This window comes from Variovorax sp. CF079 (assembly GCF_900101545.1).
GTDB lineage: Bacteria > Pseudomonadota > Gammaproteobacteria > Burkholderiales > Burkholderiaceae_C > Variovorax.
Window position 1 is genome coordinate 49699 of sequence record NZ_FMZU01000024.1, and the last position, 16412, is coordinate 66110.

General features: G+C 65.1%; 16 protein-coding genes and 1 pseudogene. 10 read left to right on the forward strand and 7 right to left on the reverse strand.

Annotated features, from left to right (window positions below):
- Nucleotides 1–257: 257 nt before the first annotated feature.
- On the reverse strand, nucleotides 258–926 hold the full coding sequence (locus tag BLS74_RS27545) for an EAL domain-containing protein (protein ID WP_244504036.1): 669 nt from the start codon (nucleotides 924–926) through the stop codon (nucleotides 258–260).
- Between BLS74_RS27545 and BLS74_RS35250 the strand changes: the two genes are divergently transcribed.
- Nucleotides 825–1115, forward strand: coding sequence for a hypothetical protein (locus BLS74_RS35250; RefSeq protein WP_244504037.1), 291 nt, complete (start codon nucleotides 825–827; stop codon nucleotides 1113–1115). The two genes, BLS74_RS27545 and BLS74_RS35250, sit on opposite strands and share 102 nt — an antisense overlap.
- A gap of 105 nt (nucleotides 1116–1220) precedes the next feature.
- On the opposite strand, the gene BLS74_RS34020 is transcribed toward BLS74_RS35250, so the two are convergent.
- A complete protein-coding gene (locus tag BLS74_RS34020; protein WP_139191752.1) occupies nucleotides 1221–1649 on the reverse strand; it encodes a hypothetical protein in 429 nt (142 codons plus the stop codon).
- Between the two features lie 14 nt (nucleotides 1650–1663).
- The gene (locus BLS74_RS27550; RefSeq protein WP_093110323.1) at nucleotides 1664–1855 is read right to left on the reverse strand and encodes a hypothetical protein; all 192 of its coding nucleotides are present in this window, start codon (nucleotides 1853–1855) and stop codon (nucleotides 1664–1666) included.
- 307 nt (nucleotides 1856–2162) lie between these two features.
- Between BLS74_RS27550 and BLS74_RS27555 the strand changes: the two are divergent.
- Nucleotides 2163–2324, forward strand: a pseudogene (locus BLS74_RS27555) (PAAR-like domain-containing protein); the annotation flags it as partial.
- Nucleotides 2325–2474: 150 nt separating this feature from the next.
- Here BLS74_RS27555 and BLS74_RS27560 read toward each other — a convergent pair.
- The gene (locus tag BLS74_RS27560) at nucleotides 2475–3197 is read right to left on the reverse strand and encodes an SIR2 family NAD-dependent protein deacylase (RefSeq protein WP_093110385.1); all 723 of its coding nucleotides are present in this window, start codon (nucleotides 3195–3197) and stop codon (nucleotides 2475–2477) included.
- 373 nt (nucleotides 3198–3570) lie between these two features.
- On the opposite strand from BLS74_RS27560, the gene BLS74_RS27565 reads away from it, so the two are divergent.
- A complete protein-coding gene (locus BLS74_RS27565; RefSeq protein ID WP_139191753.1) occupies nucleotides 3571–3783 on the forward strand; it encodes a hypothetical protein in 213 nt (70 codons plus the stop codon).
- Between the two features lie 419 nt (nucleotides 3784–4202).
- On the opposite strand, the gene BLS74_RS27570 is transcribed toward BLS74_RS27565, so the two are convergent.
- Nucleotides 4203–4868 (reverse strand): tetratricopeptide repeat protein, encoded by a 666-nt coding sequence (locus BLS74_RS27570; protein ID WP_093110325.1) that lies wholly within the window; start codon nucleotides 4866–4868, stop codon nucleotides 4203–4205.
- A 92-nt stretch (nucleotides 4869–4960) separates the two neighbouring features.
- On the opposite strand from BLS74_RS27570, the gene BLS74_RS27575 reads away from it, so the two are divergent.
- From BLS74_RS27575 to BLS74_RS27590, 4 genes are all read left to right on the forward strand, one after another.
- Nucleotides 4961–6724 (forward strand): winged helix-turn-helix domain-containing tetratricopeptide repeat protein, encoded by a 1764-nt coding sequence (locus BLS74_RS27575; protein ID WP_093110326.1) that lies wholly within the window; start codon nucleotides 4961–4963, stop codon nucleotides 6722–6724.
- 354 nt (nucleotides 6725–7078) lie between these two features.
- On the forward strand, nucleotides 7079–8038 hold the full coding sequence (locus BLS74_RS34860) for a hypothetical protein (protein ID WP_093110327.1): 960 nt from the start codon (nucleotides 7079–7081) through the stop codon (nucleotides 8036–8038).
- A 12-nt stretch (nucleotides 8039–8050) separates the two neighbouring features.
- A complete protein-coding gene (locus BLS74_RS27585) occupies nucleotides 8051–9169 on the forward strand; it encodes a hypothetical protein (protein ID WP_139191754.1) in 1119 nt (372 codons plus the stop codon).
- A 444-nt stretch (nucleotides 9170–9613) separates the two neighbouring features.
- Complete coding sequence (locus BLS74_RS27590) at nucleotides 9614–10045, forward strand: YybH family protein (RefSeq protein ID WP_093110329.1); 432 nt, start codon at nucleotides 9614–9616, stop codon at nucleotides 10043–10045.
- A gap of 117 nt (nucleotides 10046–10162) precedes the next feature.
- Here the strand turns inward: BLS74_RS27590 and BLS74_RS27595 are convergent, their stop codons facing one another.
- Nucleotides 10163–10507, reverse strand: a complete 345-nt coding sequence (locus BLS74_RS27595; RefSeq protein ID WP_093110330.1) for a hypothetical protein — start codon at nucleotides 10505–10507, stop codon at nucleotides 10163–10165.
- Nucleotides 10508–10759: 252 nt separating this feature from the next.
- On the opposite strand from BLS74_RS27595, the gene BLS74_RS27600 reads away from it, so the two are divergent.
- Nucleotides 10760–10915 carry a hypothetical protein gene (locus BLS74_RS27600; RefSeq protein WP_170855728.1) on the forward strand — a complete coding sequence of 52 codons (156 nt, stop codon included), beginning with the start codon at nucleotides 10760–10762 and terminating at the stop codon, nucleotides 10913–10915.
- A gap of 379 nt (nucleotides 10916–11294) precedes the next feature.
- Here BLS74_RS27600 and BLS74_RS27605 read toward each other — a convergent pair whose 3' ends face one another.
- The gene (locus BLS74_RS27605; protein ID WP_170855732.1) at nucleotides 11295–11768 is read right to left on the reverse strand and encodes an SET domain-containing protein; all 474 of its coding nucleotides are present in this window, start codon (nucleotides 11766–11768) and stop codon (nucleotides 11295–11297) included.
- 467 nt (nucleotides 11769–12235) lie between these two features.
- Between BLS74_RS27605 and BLS74_RS27610 the strand changes: the two genes are divergently transcribed.
- Nucleotides 12236–13939, forward strand: a complete 1704-nt coding sequence (locus tag BLS74_RS27610; protein WP_093110331.1) for a SpoIIE family protein phosphatase — start codon at nucleotides 12236–12238, stop codon at nucleotides 13937–13939.
- Entirely contained in the window at nucleotides 13936–16398 is a 2463-nt protein-coding gene (locus BLS74_RS27615) for a response regulator (protein WP_093110332.1), read from the forward strand. The genes BLS74_RS27610 and BLS74_RS27615 overlap by 4 nt, the downstream gene beginning before the upstream one ends.
- Nucleotides 16399–16412 lie beyond the last annotated feature (14 nt).

Here is a 16412-nt window from a genome sequence, read left to right on the forward strand (position 1 = left end):
CCCTGTGGAGCAGTCGTAGGTACATGCCCATACCTGCCGCCATACCGTTTTGGCGGACCTGCAGGTTGCAGTCTTCAGGCCATCGGGATGCACGTGCGCGTGTGCCGATCACGTAACGACGGGCTTGATGATGTGCGCCACGTTTCGGCGGCGGTCATGCAAACGCCTTCTCGGCTTCGGCTACGGGCGGCACCGCATCGTTTTCGCGGCGCGCATCGGCGATGCGCATGCGCAGTTGCTGCACCAACGTGCGAGGGTCAGGCCGCATTCCAGGCAACAGTCGGCAGCATGCCAATGCCGGGGCGGGCAAATAGGAAGCCTTGAAACAGCCTCACGCCGAGCCCACGAAGCACCTGGACCTCCTCCGGAGTTTCCACGCCTTCTGCGAGCACCTTGATCCGAAGCTCGTCGCATATCGCAACGAGCCCCTTCACGAGGGTGAACCGCACGGCGCTGGGATGGATGTCTCGAACGAAGCTCCTATCAAGCTTGACGATGTCCGGTTGAAAAGCGGCCAGCAGTTCAAAGCTTGCATAAGCAGCACCGAAGTCATCGATGGCTGAGGCGAATCCGAAGCTTTGGAAAGCTCGGAAAGTCGCGGCCAGCGCGGGCAGATCGGCAACGGGTTCGCCTTCAGTGAGTTCGAGTATCAGGCGATCGATGGGAAAGCGGACCCGCTCGGCCGTGCGAATGGCGGTATGAAAACACTCCGTGGGCCCCGCAACGTCGTTGGGAGAAACGTTGAGGCTCAGCCTGGATTGCATGCCGAGCATCGACGCCATTTCGATCGATTTCACGCGACATGCCTCGTGGAAGGCAAACCGATGACGCGCTTCTACTCTGCCGAGCACCTGGAGCGCTCCTTCGCCGTGAACACCTCGCACGAGCGCCTCATGCGCGAATACTTCCCGCCGCTCAACGTCCACGATCGGCTGGAATGCGATCGTGAACGCCGGGCCGACGCCGTCAACGGCAACGTCGTTGATGCTTTCGGACTTCACCGGGCATCGGACTCCTGCCGCGGCGACGAAGAGCGGCGCGGAGCTTCGGATTTCGGGGCAACCCTCATTAAAGCTGATTCTTCCATCCTTCATGGCCGCGTACAGAAGTTGTAGCTGGCGCAGGCGAATACGAAGGGACTTCCCACGTCCGACAGCGACAGAACGATCTTCCGCGGGCACTTGTTTTGGTGGGCTTTCCCGTCTTCAGGTCGGCATAGACTATGTGCGGCCAGGGGGCGCAGCACCTTGACCTCCGGGGCCCTCATTCGCACTAGGATCTGAAAGAACGAGCGCCGCGCGGTAGGCGGTGCGGCCTGCCATCTTGGCATCGGAGGCCAGCTTCTTCCACCGCCGTTCGCGTTCGCGCGGCGACTGGATCGGTGGTTGCTCAATCAGTGACTGGCAAATGGCAAGCATTGCCATGGATGATGTCAGGCAGAAATGGATGGCCGACAGCGTGGGCCGTGTCCGATAGCTTGCCTCCTCCTTGCTGCGGATGCGCTCTTGTTCATTCGGGCTAAGAGAAAGCAGATCGGTCGATGCAGTGAACGGTACATCGGGCTCGCTGTCCAGCATTTCGCGGGCCGCCTGCTCAATAGCATTTACCGCCTTTTCCAACAAATTGAGCGAGCTCGAGGATGTGGCCATGAGTTTCCTACCCGTCAAGGAATGGCCTCCGGTGCAGGCAGGGCCGTGGCGCCCATCGACTCGGGAGTGTCCGCGCCGCCGTTCCTGCGGAAGAAGTTGGCCACGGTGTTCGCGAACGTCCTCGCGTCCGTTTGGACTCTAGGCCCCAAGGAGTAGGCATCCAAGTCGTGGGGCACCGTCTCCAGTTCTTCCCTGCGTTTGCTCATGCTTCAATCCCTCCGCGTTCTCGTTCGAACTTGGGTCTTATCGTACGGCTGTGATGGGCGGCGCGTCTGTATTTTGGGGTTCGGTCCTACAGCGAAAACGTGCGTTTCTGGCGAAGCCGGCCATGGTCAGCGCGCATGCTGGGAGCGCTGCATGCCGGCATGAAGTCCAAAGTCTTCAGATCAACCGGCTCCAGCCGAAGCGGGCCATCGGGTGGCTCAAGCCGTAGGTTGCGTTGAGTAGGTGCAGGTGTTCGATCATCCTGATCGCAGCCAGCGGGGCCGGGTGATCACGCATGCACACTACTTCACCCTTGGGGGGCCGTCGCGGCATCTGACAGGCTCGTTCACCGTGCTGCTCAAAGGCAGTCCGGCCACTCGAATGACCAGTCTTTCGGTTCAGAACGGCAGCAACGCCATGGGCATGCGCATCGTGCCCAGCCAATTCAAGGTGTTGATGCTGACGCCCTAGCGGCGCTGCGGCCTTCCTTCAGTCCTCTCGCCAGCTCAAATCCGCCGATCGCGGCATTGGCTCGCAGCGCCAACCCTCACTCGGACGAAGGGAAGCCGGCGCGGACGAGAACGCAGCCGGGTTCGTGTCGTGAAGCCGAAGTTTGACTGCCTACGGCCTGAGCCGGGCGGCCTGAATGAGGTCGGGCAGGAGCTCCTCTGCGGGGCCCCGCAGCACCACGGCCGCCACGTCATCAACATCAATCGTCTCCATGTTGAGCGTGATGATCTTGGCACCGTTCGTCGCCGCGATCGTCGGCAGGTCCGCCGCCGGGTAAACCGCTGCAGAGGTCCCCACGACCAGGAACAGGTCGCTGTGCGCCGCGACCTCTTGCGTCCGGGTGAGGAGTTCCTCGTTGAGCATTTCCCCGAACACCACGACGTCGGGTCTTGCTTGCGAGCCGCAGCGCGGGCAGAGTTGCGACAACCAGGGCCCTTCCCGGTTTCCGCAGCTGTCGCATCGCCAGCGCCGCAGGTTGCCGTGCAGCTCGAAGACCTCCTGAGCCCCGGCCTCGGCAAGCAACCCGTCGACGTTCTGCGTGATGAGCGCCGTGCCCGGTCTGCGCATCTGCAGCGCGACGAGCGCGCGGTGGCCCGGATTGGGCCTGGCCTCCGACAACACCGCCATCCGCGCCGCCCAGAAGTTGTGGAAGCCTTCGGGATCGCGTTTCAGATCGTCGACGTGGGAAAACTTGACCGCGTTCTCGTCCCTCCAGAGGCCGTCGGCATCGCGGTACGTCGGGATCCCTGACGCCTTCGAAAGACCGGCTCCCGAGAGTACCGAGATGCGCGAGGCGGCGTGCAGGAGCGCCGCTGCTGAATCGATCGAGGTCATCCAACAATCATCCGCGTTTTCCGCGGCGATCGGACCGCCGGAGTCGGATACCGCGCCCAACTCGGCTCTGAACCTCGGCATCGGACGCAAGTGACAGATCGATCGGTTGCCGTTGCGAGATGCGGCAACCTTGCCTTATTCGGTGTCGCGGCCAGGTTACCGAAAGCTCCCGACTATCGACGGCAGCGTGGCTCCTCATATCGAGGGTTGACTACCCTAATACCAAAGCGCTCAATCGATCTATCCCCGACATCGACTGGAGCCAGATATGAAGGCATCTTCAGTCGTGGCATGTGTCGCCACTTGCACATTCGTTCTCGGCTGCGACACGCAGCCCACCGTCTTATTCGTGGCGCACGGAAGCGTGTTCCACATGCTGCAGTTGACCGATGCCGAGGAAGAATGCATCACGCCCGATCGGCTTTGCTACCTGACGTCGTGGGATGGCACGATTTCCCGCGGATGTTGGGTCCGCGAAGAAGCCAACATTCGCGCCCGCTTTCCGGATTCGGGTGACATGCTGGTACCAGTGATCGAATTCCGCCGCACGACGTTGGCTGAGTACCGGAACGCCGCGTTGGAGTAGACCGATGACGCCCACCAGACGGCTGCCAGTACCGAACCAGTGCTCCCCAGGATGCAGAGCTCGGCCGCCGGAACGCCCAAACGAAAGCCGCACCGCAGTCGGCGACCTCGATTCGAACTGTCCAAAGCCGCAAACCGCGGACGATCAGGACGGGCAAGCGAAGGTCTTGCCACATTGAGTCATTTGCTCCGGCGCGGCCAGCAAGATCGAATGGACGCGTCGGCAAGAAGGCTGCCAGCCTCGTTGGTCGCGTCTGGAACGGAATGCCGTCGTGAAGTCATCCGCCTGGAAACATGAACACCGTGTCGCAGTGCGAGCACCGGGCCTGGCCGACATCCCCGTAACTGGGTCGTGGCTGAAGCTTGGACACCACTTGCCCGTCGGGTATCGAATCGGTAGCAGCGCAAAAAGTCCCCGTTTTACAGGCTCTCAGCCTTGCGGCGCGCCGCGCGTGCCATGTCAGCAGCGCCGGGCTCGCCGCGCAGCGCCGCCTGGCCGTACCAGAAGGCGGCGCGTTCGGGGTCCTGCTGCACGCCGTAGCCCTTGTCATACATGCTGGCGATGATGTAGCAGGCGCCTGCGTCACCCTGCCCGGCGGCGCGCTGATACCAGAGCGCTGCCTGCGCGTCGTCTTGCGCCACGCCTCGTCCCAGCAAGTACTGGGTGGCAAGGTTGACGCGCGCGTCGCGCGAGCCCTGCTCGGCCGCGCGGCGCCACCAGTGGGTCGCTTCGGGCAGCGACCGCGGGACGTGCTCGCCGCGCTCCAACAGGGCGGCCAGCGCATTCTGGGCCTGGACGAAGCCGTTGTTGGCCGCCTTGCGCAGCCAGCCGATCGCTTCCGCAGGCCGCGGCGCAGTGCCCTGCCCCTCCATCAGCATCACCGCCAGATTGAACTGCGCTACGGCATGCCCGGCTCCTGCCGCCTGCCGAAAGTGCGCCAGCGCGCTCTCGTGATGGCCTTGGCGAAACGCCGCGGCGCCGGCCGCGGCGCGCGCCTGGGCGGCCTCAGTGCCAGCTGACGCGGCCGGCGTCTGGCCGCTCCAGGTGACGGCCGCCAATGCGAGGGTGATCAGGAACTTGTTCATGGCCTTGCTCCAGCGACAAATGGTGGGCCAGTCTGCCGGGCGCCTTGCCGCAGGTCTTGAAAGACGCCTGAAATCAGGACGAAAGAAGTACGATGAAACTTCATGCCGGGGGCTTCCGCTCAATGGAACAGGCCGCGACGCTCGACGACACCGCGCAAACCCGCCTTCATCTGGGCGGCTTCGTGCTGGACTTGGCCGATGGCGAGTTGCGCCGCGCCGACGGCCAGCTTGCCGGCTTGCGTCGCCAGGCGCTGGCGGTGCTGCTGGTGCTGGGGTCGCAGGCCGGCCGCGTGGTCGGCAAGGACGAACTGATGCGCCGCGTCTGGCCCGGTGTGGTTGTGGGCGACGATTCGCTGGCGCAGGCCATCGCCGAGATCCGCCGCGTGCTGGGGGACAGCGAACACCGGCGCGTGCGCACCGTGGCGCGGCGTGGCTACCTGTTGATACCCGACGAGGCAGCGCCAGGCCCAGCGCCAGACCCAGCGCCAGACCCAGTGGACAGCGCCGCAGCGCCATCTCCAGCTTCAGCCTCGGCTTCCGCCTCGCCACCCGCGCGCCAGCGCATCGTCTTCGCGGCCGCCCTGCTGGTGCTGGCGGCGGCCATCGCCGGCTTTGTTGCGCTGGGCCCATGGCGCGGCACGGCACCGCCTGCAGTGCCGCTGCGCTCGTTGGTGGTCCTGCCGCTCGACAGCGAAGCCGACGCCGCCGAGCAGGCCTGGTTCGCCGATGCGTTGACCGGCGACCTGACGCGAGCGCTGACAGTGTGGCGCACAGTCAGCGTGATCGGCCGTGGCACTGCGGCGCGCTACAAGGGCCGGTCTGACGATCCGCGTGCCGTGGCGCGCGAACTGGGTGTGCGCTACGTGGTGCACGGCCGCGTGCGGCGCGACGGCGAGCAGGTCCGGCTCGAGATGAACCTGATCGACGGCGACACCGGCGTTGCGCAATGGGCCGAGCAATACCAGATCGAGCGCGCCCAGCTGGCGCAGTCGGTCGACGACATCCGCGGCGGCATCTCGCGCACCCTGCTGGTCGAGATCGGCAGGTCGGTTGGCCAGCGTGCTGCCCGCATGAAGCCGGAGGCGGTGGAGGCCGACGACCTGGCGATGCAGGGCACGTCCGTGATGCTTCGCGCCGTCGGGCCCGACAACTTCACCGAGGCGCTGCGCCTGTTCGAGCAGGCGCTGGCCAAGGACCCGGATTCGGTGCGCGGGCTGGGGGGTGTGGTCAACGTCCAGGCCATGAGGGCGATCTTCCGCTGGACCGACGATCCCGAAGCGGCCGTGCGGCGCGCCGAGCAAGCTCAGACGCGCTTGGAGACCCTCGACCCGACCAGCTTTGCCGCGCTCGACGGCCGCGCCACGCTGACCAACTGGCGCGGCGATTGGCCGGGCCTGCTCAAGTTGTCGGAGGTGATGATCGCCCATTTTCCGAGCGACCATACCTCGCACCACCACCGCTGTTCGGCACTGCTGCGCCTGGGACGCTTCGAGGAATCGGTGCCGTCCTGCGAGCGCGCCTTGCGGATCAGCCCGCGCGACTCGCGCGTGCCGATCTGGCACGGCTTGATCGGCATGAACCGCTTCATGCAGGGGCGCTACGCCGAGGCGGCCGAGCGGGCGCGCCTCACCGTCGGTGGCCTGCCTCACCTGCCGTTTTACTGGCTGCTGCTGGCCGCGTCGCTGGAGCGTGACGGGCAGTCGGAGGAGGCGCGCCGCGTGTGGGCTGATTTCCGCGCACGGCATCCGACGTTCGCGTTGACCCAGGCGACATCGATGTGGCCGGCGACGCAGCCGGATTTCGTGGCTGGGCGCGACGTGATTGTCGCGACGGTGCGGCCCTTCGATAGCAGATAGCGCTTCAGCGGCCGATCAAGCAGCGGTTTGACGGTCAAAGTTGAGCGTGGGCAGCCTGATCGGGCCTGGCCGGGTCAGTGGGTAGCAGACGTTCCAACAGATGTGTCGGAGGATGCCTTCGGGGTCCACTCTAAAAAATATGTTCGCGCGAACGGTCATGGAGTGATTCCCGCCTCCTTGATCAGCCCGCCCATTTGATCTGCCCTCGGTCGCGCTTGCGGACGCCAGCTTTTCGCGGAACAATGCCTTCCCCACTTGGGCGCACTTCACAAGCGGGACCGGGGCCAGCGCCTTGACGATCCGCGCTGGTGCATTGCAACGCGGCGCGGGCAGCCATGCCCGGGGGGGGTTGTGATGGCGACGTTATTTCGGGCACTGGGTGCCCTCGCGCTGGCCCTCATCGCATGTCTCACCAGCGCCGGCATTCTGGCGCCCAACACAGCGCTTTCACCTGGACAATCCATCAGTTCCGACAACGGCCGCTACGTCCTTGTGATGCAGGGCGATGGAAACCTTGTCTACTACCGGACATCTGACTGGACCCCGCGCTGGAACAGCCAGACGCAGAGTCCCGGCGCGTTCGCCCCAATGCAGGGCGATGGCAATCTCGTGGTGTATACCAGCAGCGGAGCGGCGCTCTGGAACTCGCAAACGAGCGGCAACCCGGGTGCGTACCTGGCAGCACAGGATGACGGCAACCTGGTCATCTATGGCAACGGCAGAGCGCTCTGGCACATCGGCGCTGACCTCGTCGCCGGCGATCCCCAATGGGCCGGCGACGTTGTTGGGCGCGACCTGTCGATCTCCGGCCTGGGTTCGCTGGGACACACCGGCATGTTCGACGGCAGTGTCGTCGTCGAGGTGCTGAATGAGGGCAGCAATGCCATCCAGTACGAATCCCTGGCCAGCTTCAAGGCGCGTTCGGCATATTGGGGCACGGCCTCTCCCAACAATCCCAACCACCTGCTGAACAAATGCTTCAGGACGGCGTGCCTGCAAGCGGGTGACTTCGAGGATGTGCGGGCCAGGATGGCGTTGGTCAAGCGTGCCTTTCAGGCGTACCTCATCGGCGCCGACTACACCTACGGTCAACACTACACGAGCGCCAAGCCGCTGATGTGGGGCCGTCCGGCCGAACGGGGCCTCTACCGCTGCGACACATTCATCGTGAATCTGTATGAAAAGACGGCCGATGACGAAGGCATTCCGTCGATCTACCCGGTTCCGCAAATCTGGCTGGACCGCAATCGCGATCTCAAGAGCGGCGTCATGCTGCCGTCGAGGCTCTTCAACACCATGAAGGGCTGGTTTTGAGGCGCGGCAGGCATGAAAAAGGCCGGTCTCCTTGCAGTCGCGGGTATCGCCTTGGCCGGGATCATCTGGGGGTGGTTCAAGACGCCACCTGTTGCGTCGACGGCGTCGTATCCAAGTACATCCGCGCCCGCACTCCACCGGGACGATCGAGGCGGCCCGTCCACAGCCGCCGCAAGGTACGCGGCGGCGATCGGGGCCGCCAGGGGCAAAGAGGATTCGCAAAATTCCCTGGCCTCGTATGTCCCGAAGCCCGGCATCGAGGGACGCAATGAGCTCGACCGAATCTTCGCGCAGGGCGTGCCGCTCACCTCTCGATCGGCTCTGGCTGCGCGCGCGCTGCTGAAGGCGGGGATCAGCGACGACGAGAAGATTGCGCTGGCCCGCATCCTGGGCCGCCTGTACTCGTCGGACAATGCGACCGGCTACAACGCCGACATCCTGCTGGATCTGCGCAGCCTGATCGGCGACAAGAACAAGGAGGTCGCGCGATCGGCCGCATTGAGCTTCTCGCGCATCGGCTATCTGCCGGGATCGGATGCGCTGCTCAAGAGCGCGTTCGAAACCCACGTCCTGAGTGCGGACGACTACTACGGCGAACTGGCCCACATGGCACGGCTGGCTCCTGTGGGCGTGCAGGATGAACTTTTATCGGCGATCCGCAGTTCGGCGAATTCCTATGCCGCCGACATTCTGGCTGGCTCGATCCATGACGATCCGAAGATCCTGAAGGGCTACTCCACCCGCTCGGTGAATGAGATCGGGCAATTGCTCGCCAAGAGCGAGCCCCGATTTGCCAGCGCCACTGGAGACTTCGGCCTCACCGATGCCGTGAGATACGCCCACTGGCTGCGCGCCAGCGCCCAAATCGAAAGCCTCGCCCAGGGGACCGACGTGGATGCCGTGATCGTTGCGAGACTGAGCCTGCCCGGAACCGATCCTCGCAAGATCACGGCCTATCTGTTGATGCCCGAGGCATCCTCGATTCTGTCCTCCGCGCGCCTCGGCTCGCCGGCCGCGGGATTGGTCTCGGCCTCCAACCAGTACGCAGCACAGTATCCGCGCAACATGATCCTTCAATCGGCCGGCCAGGAAATCAGCCAGAGAGTGGGAAGGCCCAAAGGAAAACCTTGACGCGACATCACCAGGTAGTGCCTTGGGATGCGCTGATGATTTCCATGCAATCCTGACCCAGCGTTGGAGTCCCGCAATCGAAAAACTGACATCGGGGTGTGCACCAAGAGAAAAGAACTTTGCGACGCGGGGCAGGTGCGTACCGAATGTCATCAGTCCCTCGAGCATCGGCATCTGAGGTCCAGCATTTGCTGCTCCGATCCTGCGGTGTCAGGAGGGGCTGAGTCCCGGGGCCGTCGGCCTCGCGTTGGTGCTTTTCTTCGCGAGGTCGGCTTCCATGGAGCTCCGGGGAACTAGACCGAGTTCGGCCATCCCCAGTCATTCGGTCTATCGACCTGGACGGGCGATTTGCACAAGAGCGGTCGTCGAATCGCGATCCGCTTGGCAAAATGCTTCGGGGGGTAGCCGAACAACCGAGGCAAGCCTTCACACAGGGGTCGTGAAATGAAGTCGGATGACCTCGACAGTGCAATTGAACAGAGCCACGCTGCTCTGAGCGCGATCCTAAAAGGCGACCCTAGCCTTTACAAGGCGCTGTATTCCCATACGGAAGACGTGACTCTGGGCAATCCATTCGGCCCGTACGCGCGCGGTCGGAAGCAGGTTGAGGCAACCCTGGAGGGCGCCGCGTCGCACTACCGCGACGGAGAGGGCACCGGCGTCGAACTCGTAGCGAAATATGTTTCGGACGGACTCGCGTGCGTTGTCGAGGTAGAGCGCGGCCGAACCAAGGTTGGAGGTGCCGAGGAACTCGTCGCGGTCGCAGTACGCGTTACCAGCTTATTTCGGTTGGAGCAGGGTGCGTGGAAGCTCGTTCATCGGCACGCTGACCCGATCACGACCCCGAGGCCGGCATCGTCGGTCATCAGCCGATAACCCCATGTAGGCGGGTCTGAGCGTCCTGTTAAGCCGGGAGTCCGTGAATCTGGGGCAAACGCAAAGTAGGGCTGCAATGAATTCACGCACTTGTGACCTGACTGGAGCAGCGGATACTCAGGCCGAATGCCTCTGGGCAATGGCTCGCAAGAACTTGCCAGGGGTTGCTCTGGTCAGATCGCAGAATGCGTCGCGATCGCCCTCGGTAGGAAATCCGTACACGGTGCAGCGTCCAGCTGCGGCAGGCGAGCTTCCCTGCGCTTGGTAGACAGTGCGGATGTACCGGACGAACTGCCCTCCCCAACTCTGGTGATCGGAGGCCTGCAGCATCGCGGTGTGGACGCCGGCGATCTTTCGCTCAGTGATCGCCACGTGGGGAAACACAAGCGACGCGTCATCCTCGGTTGGGCAATCAGCCCGGGTGAAGCCGTCCAGAGATACGAACTGTAGCGTGAGGTCCATGGGTCAAAGTTACCAGCGAGTCGCGGCGCAGATTGTCGCGCACGATTGTCAGTTCGACCCCGCGCGCCAAGGCGCGCGTCGCATGGGTATGGCGCATTCAGTAAGCACTGGCGCGCCGGCTGAAGACTTCCATGAGGCATCACCGACGCGCCCTGAAAGGACTCATGCCTATTGCTGTGTCGACCGCCTCCAGGTTCAGGATGCGCGGACGCTGCGCCTGGCGGCCGGGCGCCTTCATCACGCTGCGCTCGAGTGCCCCGCAAGGGCGGCGTGATCCTCGCGCGTTCAGGCGAGCGCAAGGAGCTCGAGGCTGACCGTTTCGTGCAGAACGCAGGTGCTCGGAAGGATGTGACCGAGTTCAAACCCAGCATGACGGCGCCGGGCGCAGAGGTTTTGAAGGAAATCTAGGGTCCTCAGACTTTGCGAAGTTCCCGCCACGGGGCGAGCTCGCTGCCGTCATTCAGCCAAGGCGGTTTTGCTGCTCGCCGCAGGTGACCCCCCGGGACGCGCCAAGGGGAGGAAGCTTGACCCCCCATCATGTGCGGTAGCGCAACCGGCTCGGGCGTGATGACTCGAATGGCTGCGCCCATGGTCGGCGGCATGCCCATGACACCTTGAGGACCGGCCTTCGTTCACGCACTTCGACGAGGACGAAGAGCGGATGCGAGGCTGCGTGGCAGTGCACTTGCTTGCCGCTCAGCGTGCGCTGGAACGGGGTTCGGAAGCTTTTTGATGTCGCGCGGTCTCGCGGGCAATGACCTGCGCGTCGGCAGACAGATCGCCGGATTCAGCTGGTTTCGACAGGGGCGAGCATCGTGCCACGGCAATTCGAAGAGCCGCAACGGCAGGGATAGTCTGAGGGCGGCGAGCCGTCATCCGCTGTCAGGCAATAGTCGATGAACAACTCGTCCCCTGCCTCTACAGGGACGATTGTCTGGAACTTCAGCAGTACCTGGCCTGCGTCGTCGTACTCCTCGACCGCCTCGCAGTTCGGGTCGCAGGCGTGGTTCAGGTGACGAGTGCCATTGCCGCCTTTGGCACCATCGATGGTTTCCTGATTGGACAAGGTGAACAGGTAAGTGAGCTGATCATCCCAGGTTCTGGCGGCGACTTCCTGCGGTGAGTAGCGCCGGCCTTCGTAGAGGCCCAGCAATGCGAAGGCGGGCAACGCGCGCGTTGCAAAGGCGCCCAGGCCGTGGACGCCACTGGGCGCCACCCTGACACAAGGGGTGGGAGATGTGTGTTTGCGAAGCTTTGCCATGCGGATGGAAATTGTAGGTGGAGCCCAGACTTGCCCAGGCCGCGAACGAGCGCCGAGCAGATTTTCACAAGCTGAGGTCCAAGAAAAAAGGCGTCTCGATCGAGACGCCCTTTTGAGGCGAACTTCCCGGCACCGCTCATGACCCCAACTCAATTGAGCAGAGACCCCTTCGGCAGCCGCCTCGCCAGCCAATCATGCACATCCATTCGGATGCTCCTGCCCTCAAGCACAAAGTCTTCGTAGCGGCTCGCTGGCGGCGCGCACCCGACGATCTGATGTCAAGCGGCTGATGACGATCGTTGGCGCGTCCCCTTCTGCCGTCCTTCTCGAGGCAGCCCCGCGCTGATGCCGGCTGCCACATCCGAACGCGATCGCGGCGCCGCTGCCTGTGCGTCAGTGGCTTGCCATCGCGCCCGCCGGCTCGGAGAATTCCTTCTTGCACGGCACACTCGCTGCTAGGGGATGTGATGAACCTCGACCCTGTCCCTCCCGTCGCGCTGGTGGTAGACGACGAGCCGGTGGCCCGACTGATGGTGAAGCTGGCTTTGGAAAGCTTCGGCTGCGCTCCGGTCCTGGAGGCTGCCGACGGAATCGCGGCGCAGGAGGTCCTGCGGGAGCACCCGGACGTCGCCCTGGTGCTGACGGACATCATGATGCCCCGCATGGACGGCCTGGAATTGCTGCGCTGGGGACGCGAGGCAGTGCCGGACACCATGTGGATCGTCCTTTCGGGGCTGGAGACCTTCGACTCGGCGGTGGCCGCGATCCGGCTGGGGGCGTTCGACTTCCTGCCGAAGTCGCCGCGCTCGGAAGAGATGGGGGTTGCGGTGCGCAACGCGCTGGAGCGGCGGCAACTGCTGGCTGAACGCGAGCGGTTGCACCGGGAGCTACAGCGCAAGGTCTGCGAACTTCAGGAGACCTCCGCGGTGCTGCGCCGCGACCTCGAGCGGGCGGAGGTGATCCAGCGCGCCTTGCTGCCGCGCAGCCCGCCCCCCATGGAGGGCTATTGCATCCAGGCGGTCTACCGCCCGGGGCAGCATGTGGGCGGCGACCTCTACGACGTGGTCCGGCTGGGCGAGCGGCACCTCGCCTTCTACCTGGCCGACGCCACCGGCCACGGGGTCACCTCGGCAATGCTCTCGGTGCTGTTCAAGCAGCGGCTGGTCCTGGTGGACCCGGCGACGGGCCTCGCGCTGCCGCCGGCGGAGGTATTGGCCGCGGTGAACCGCTCGATCTGCGAGACGCACGCCGCGCCGGGACTGTTCCTGACGGCCGTCTTCGGCCTGCTGGATACGTCGGACGCGAGCCTCACGCTGGCATCCGCGGGCCATCCGCCCGTGCTGCACGCGCGCGAGGGCCAGGAAACGCGCCTGATCCGCCGCATGGGGCCCGCGCTCGGGCTGGCGCCGGACGCGCACTTCGCGCAGGAGCGTCTCCAGCTCCTGGCGGGCGACCGGATCCTCCTCTACACCGACGGGCTCCTGCCCTCCGGGTCGGAGCGCGAGCTGGAACTGCTGCAGCAGGTGCTCGCCAAGCCGCTCTCCAGTGCGCAGGACGCGATGGCGCAGCTTCACGGTGACGCGCCGGCGGGAGCGGACCGGGATGACGTGACCATCCTGCTCATCGACGCGCACGCGGGCGCCTCCTCGTTCGACAATGGCGCCGAGCTCCCCGCGGCTGCCGCTTCCGGCGCCCCGCGGCCCGAGGGCGAGGCGGTGTTCTACGGCGAAACAGTCGATGCCGCCTACCTTGCGCTGCGCGGCCGGGCCAGCTGGATGCATTGCGATGCCTTCCATGAAACGGCCCTGGCCGTGCTGGACGGGGGACGCCCCCTGGTGCTGGACTTCTCCGGCTGCGAGTACATGGACAGCACCTGCCTCGGCACGGTGCACGAGCTGGTCGCCCGGGGCGGCGTGGTGCTCGCGGGGGTGACACCGGCCGTGCACGCCCTGTTCGAGGAACTGAGCATGCAGCAGGTGCTGGCCGCGATGCGCGAGGACATTCCCGCCGCGCCCGAGCTCTACGCGCTGGGTACGGGGGGCGACCAGGCCGTGGTGCAGAAGCGGATCCTGCAGGCGCACGAGGCCCTCTCCGCGCTGAGCGAGCGCAACCGCGAGGAGTTCAGGGACGTCGTCGAGTCGCTGCGTGGCGAACAGGACGGGCCGAGATGACCGCTGCCATTCGATTGCTGCATCTCGAGGACGACCCGGCCGATGCGGAGCGCATCCGGGGCAGGCTGCAAGACGAGAACCTTGGCTGTGACACCGTGTGGGTGCAAACCAGGGAGGACTTCGTCTCCGCCCTGCAGCGGCAAACTTTCGACCTGGTGCTGTCCGACTACGAAGTCGGCGGCCTGGAGCTGCTGCGCCAGGTGCAGCAGCAGCCGGAGCTTCCGCTGATCGTGATTGCCACTGCGTTGACCGAGGACGAGGCGGTGGATTGCATGAAGGCCGGCGCCACGGACTACGTCCTCAAGCAGCGCTTGCGGCGCCTGGGTTTCTCGATTCGGCGCGCGCTCGCCGAACAAAGGCAGAGAGCGGCGCTGCGCCGGGTGGAAGATGACCTGCGTGCCCTGAACGCCGACCTGGAGGCGCGCGTGCGCCTGCGCACCGCCGAACTGGAAACAGCCAACGCGTTCCTGAACTCGGTGATCCATCACATTCCCTATCAGGTCATGGTCAAGGACGCCGCCGACTTGAAGGTCGTCCGCGTCAACCGCAGCATGGAGGAGATGACGGGGCGCAGCCAGCAGGAGTTGCTGGGCAAGACGGCTTACGAGTTCGTCAGTTCCAAGGAGGAGGCCGACTTCTTCACGGCCAAGGACAAGGAAGCGCTGGCGCTCGGCCGGGAAGTGGACATCCCCGAGGGGACCCTGCATACGCGCGATGGCAGCGTGCACGTCCTGCACGCGAAGAAGATCCCGATCCTCGACGAGGCCGGCCAGCCGCGCTACGTGCTGACCATGACGGAAGACGTGACGGAGAGGAAGAAGAAGGAGCGTGAAATCGAGCGGCTGAATGCGGCCCTGGCGCAGCGCAGCTCGGAGGTGGAAGCCGCCAACCGCGCCAAGGGCACCTTCCTGGCCACCATGAGTCACGAAATCAGGACACCCATGAACGGCATGCTGGGCATGCTGGAACTCCTGAGCCTGACCGAGCTGGACGCCGAGCAGCGCGAGACGCTCGGGCTGGTGCGGGAATCGAGCCGGTCGCTGCTGCGCATCATCGACGACATCCTCGATTTCTCGAAGATCGAGGCCGGCAAGCTGGAGGTCCGCCCCGAAGTCGTCTCGATCAAGCGCTTGATCGAGGAGGTGCAGAGCATCTATCTGGGCAATGCCAGCAGCAAGGGCCTGATCGTCCGGCGGATGGTCGACCCGCGCATCAGTGCGGCGCTGCGGGTCGATCCGGTGCGCCTGCGCCAGATCCTCAACAACTTCGTCAGCAACGCGATCAAGTTCACCTCCGAGGGCTGGATCGACATCAACGTGCAATGGCTGGGGCGCTCAGACGGACAGGACAACCTGCGCTTCGAGGTGAAGGACACCGGCATCGGCATCTCGCCTGAAGACCAGCAGCGCCTGTTTCAGCCGTTCAGCCAGGCGGACGGTGACGAGGCGCGGCGGCGACCGGGTGGCACTGGCCTGGGGCTGGTCATCTCCCGGCAGCTGGCGCAGATGATGGGCGGCTCGATCAGCCTGGAAAGCGCGCCGGGCAAGGGCACGACGATCACCCTGGAACTGTCGCTGCCGGTCGCCGAGCCCCCGCCAGGCAGCGACGCCGACAGCGCACGCCCTCTTCCGGCGGCCACGGCCATGCGCCGCATGGCTCCCGGCACCGCGCAGGCCGAGACGGAAGGAACGTTGGTGTTGCTGGTGGATGACCACCCCGTCAACCGCATGTTGCTGCTGCGCCAGGTGCGAACGCTGGGCTATGCCGCCCAGACCGCCGATGACGGCGTCCAGGCCCTGGAGATGTGGAAGTCGGGTCGCTTCGGGCTGGTCATCACCGACTGCCACATGCCCCACATCGACGGCTACGAACTGGCGCGCAGCATCCGCGCTCTGGAATCCGACGCAGGGCGCGAGCGCGTGCCGATCGTCGCCTGCACCGCCAACGCGCTGCAGGGGGAGGCCGAGGCCTGCTTCGCCGCCGGCATGGACGACTTCCTGGTCAAGCCGGTGGAACTGGCGCAGCTGATCGAAAAGCTCGATCGATGGCTGCCGCTTCCCCAGGCCCCCTCGCCGCCCGCCGCTCCCGCCGGCTCAAGCCCGGAGGCCGCCCCCTGCGTCAGCCCGATCGACGAGGCGCTCCTCACGGCGACATGCGGTGGCGACGCGTCGATGGTGGGCGAGGTTCTTGCGGCCTTCCGGCGAACCTGCGAGGACGACTCGGCCGGACTCAGGCAGGCGGTGGCCGTCGACGACGTTGCCCAGGTCACCCAGTTCGCCCACCGCATGGCGGGCGCCAGCAAGATGGTCGGGGCGCTCGCGTTCGCGGCCGCATGCGAGAACATCGAGCGCGCCAGCCGCATAGGCGACTGGAAGGCGGTCCTCGCCGGTATGTCGGCGTTCGAGCAGGAACGGATGCGCCTGGCCGCTTATTTCGAGGGGCGCAAGGGAACGTCTTGACGGGCAAGTCCCTT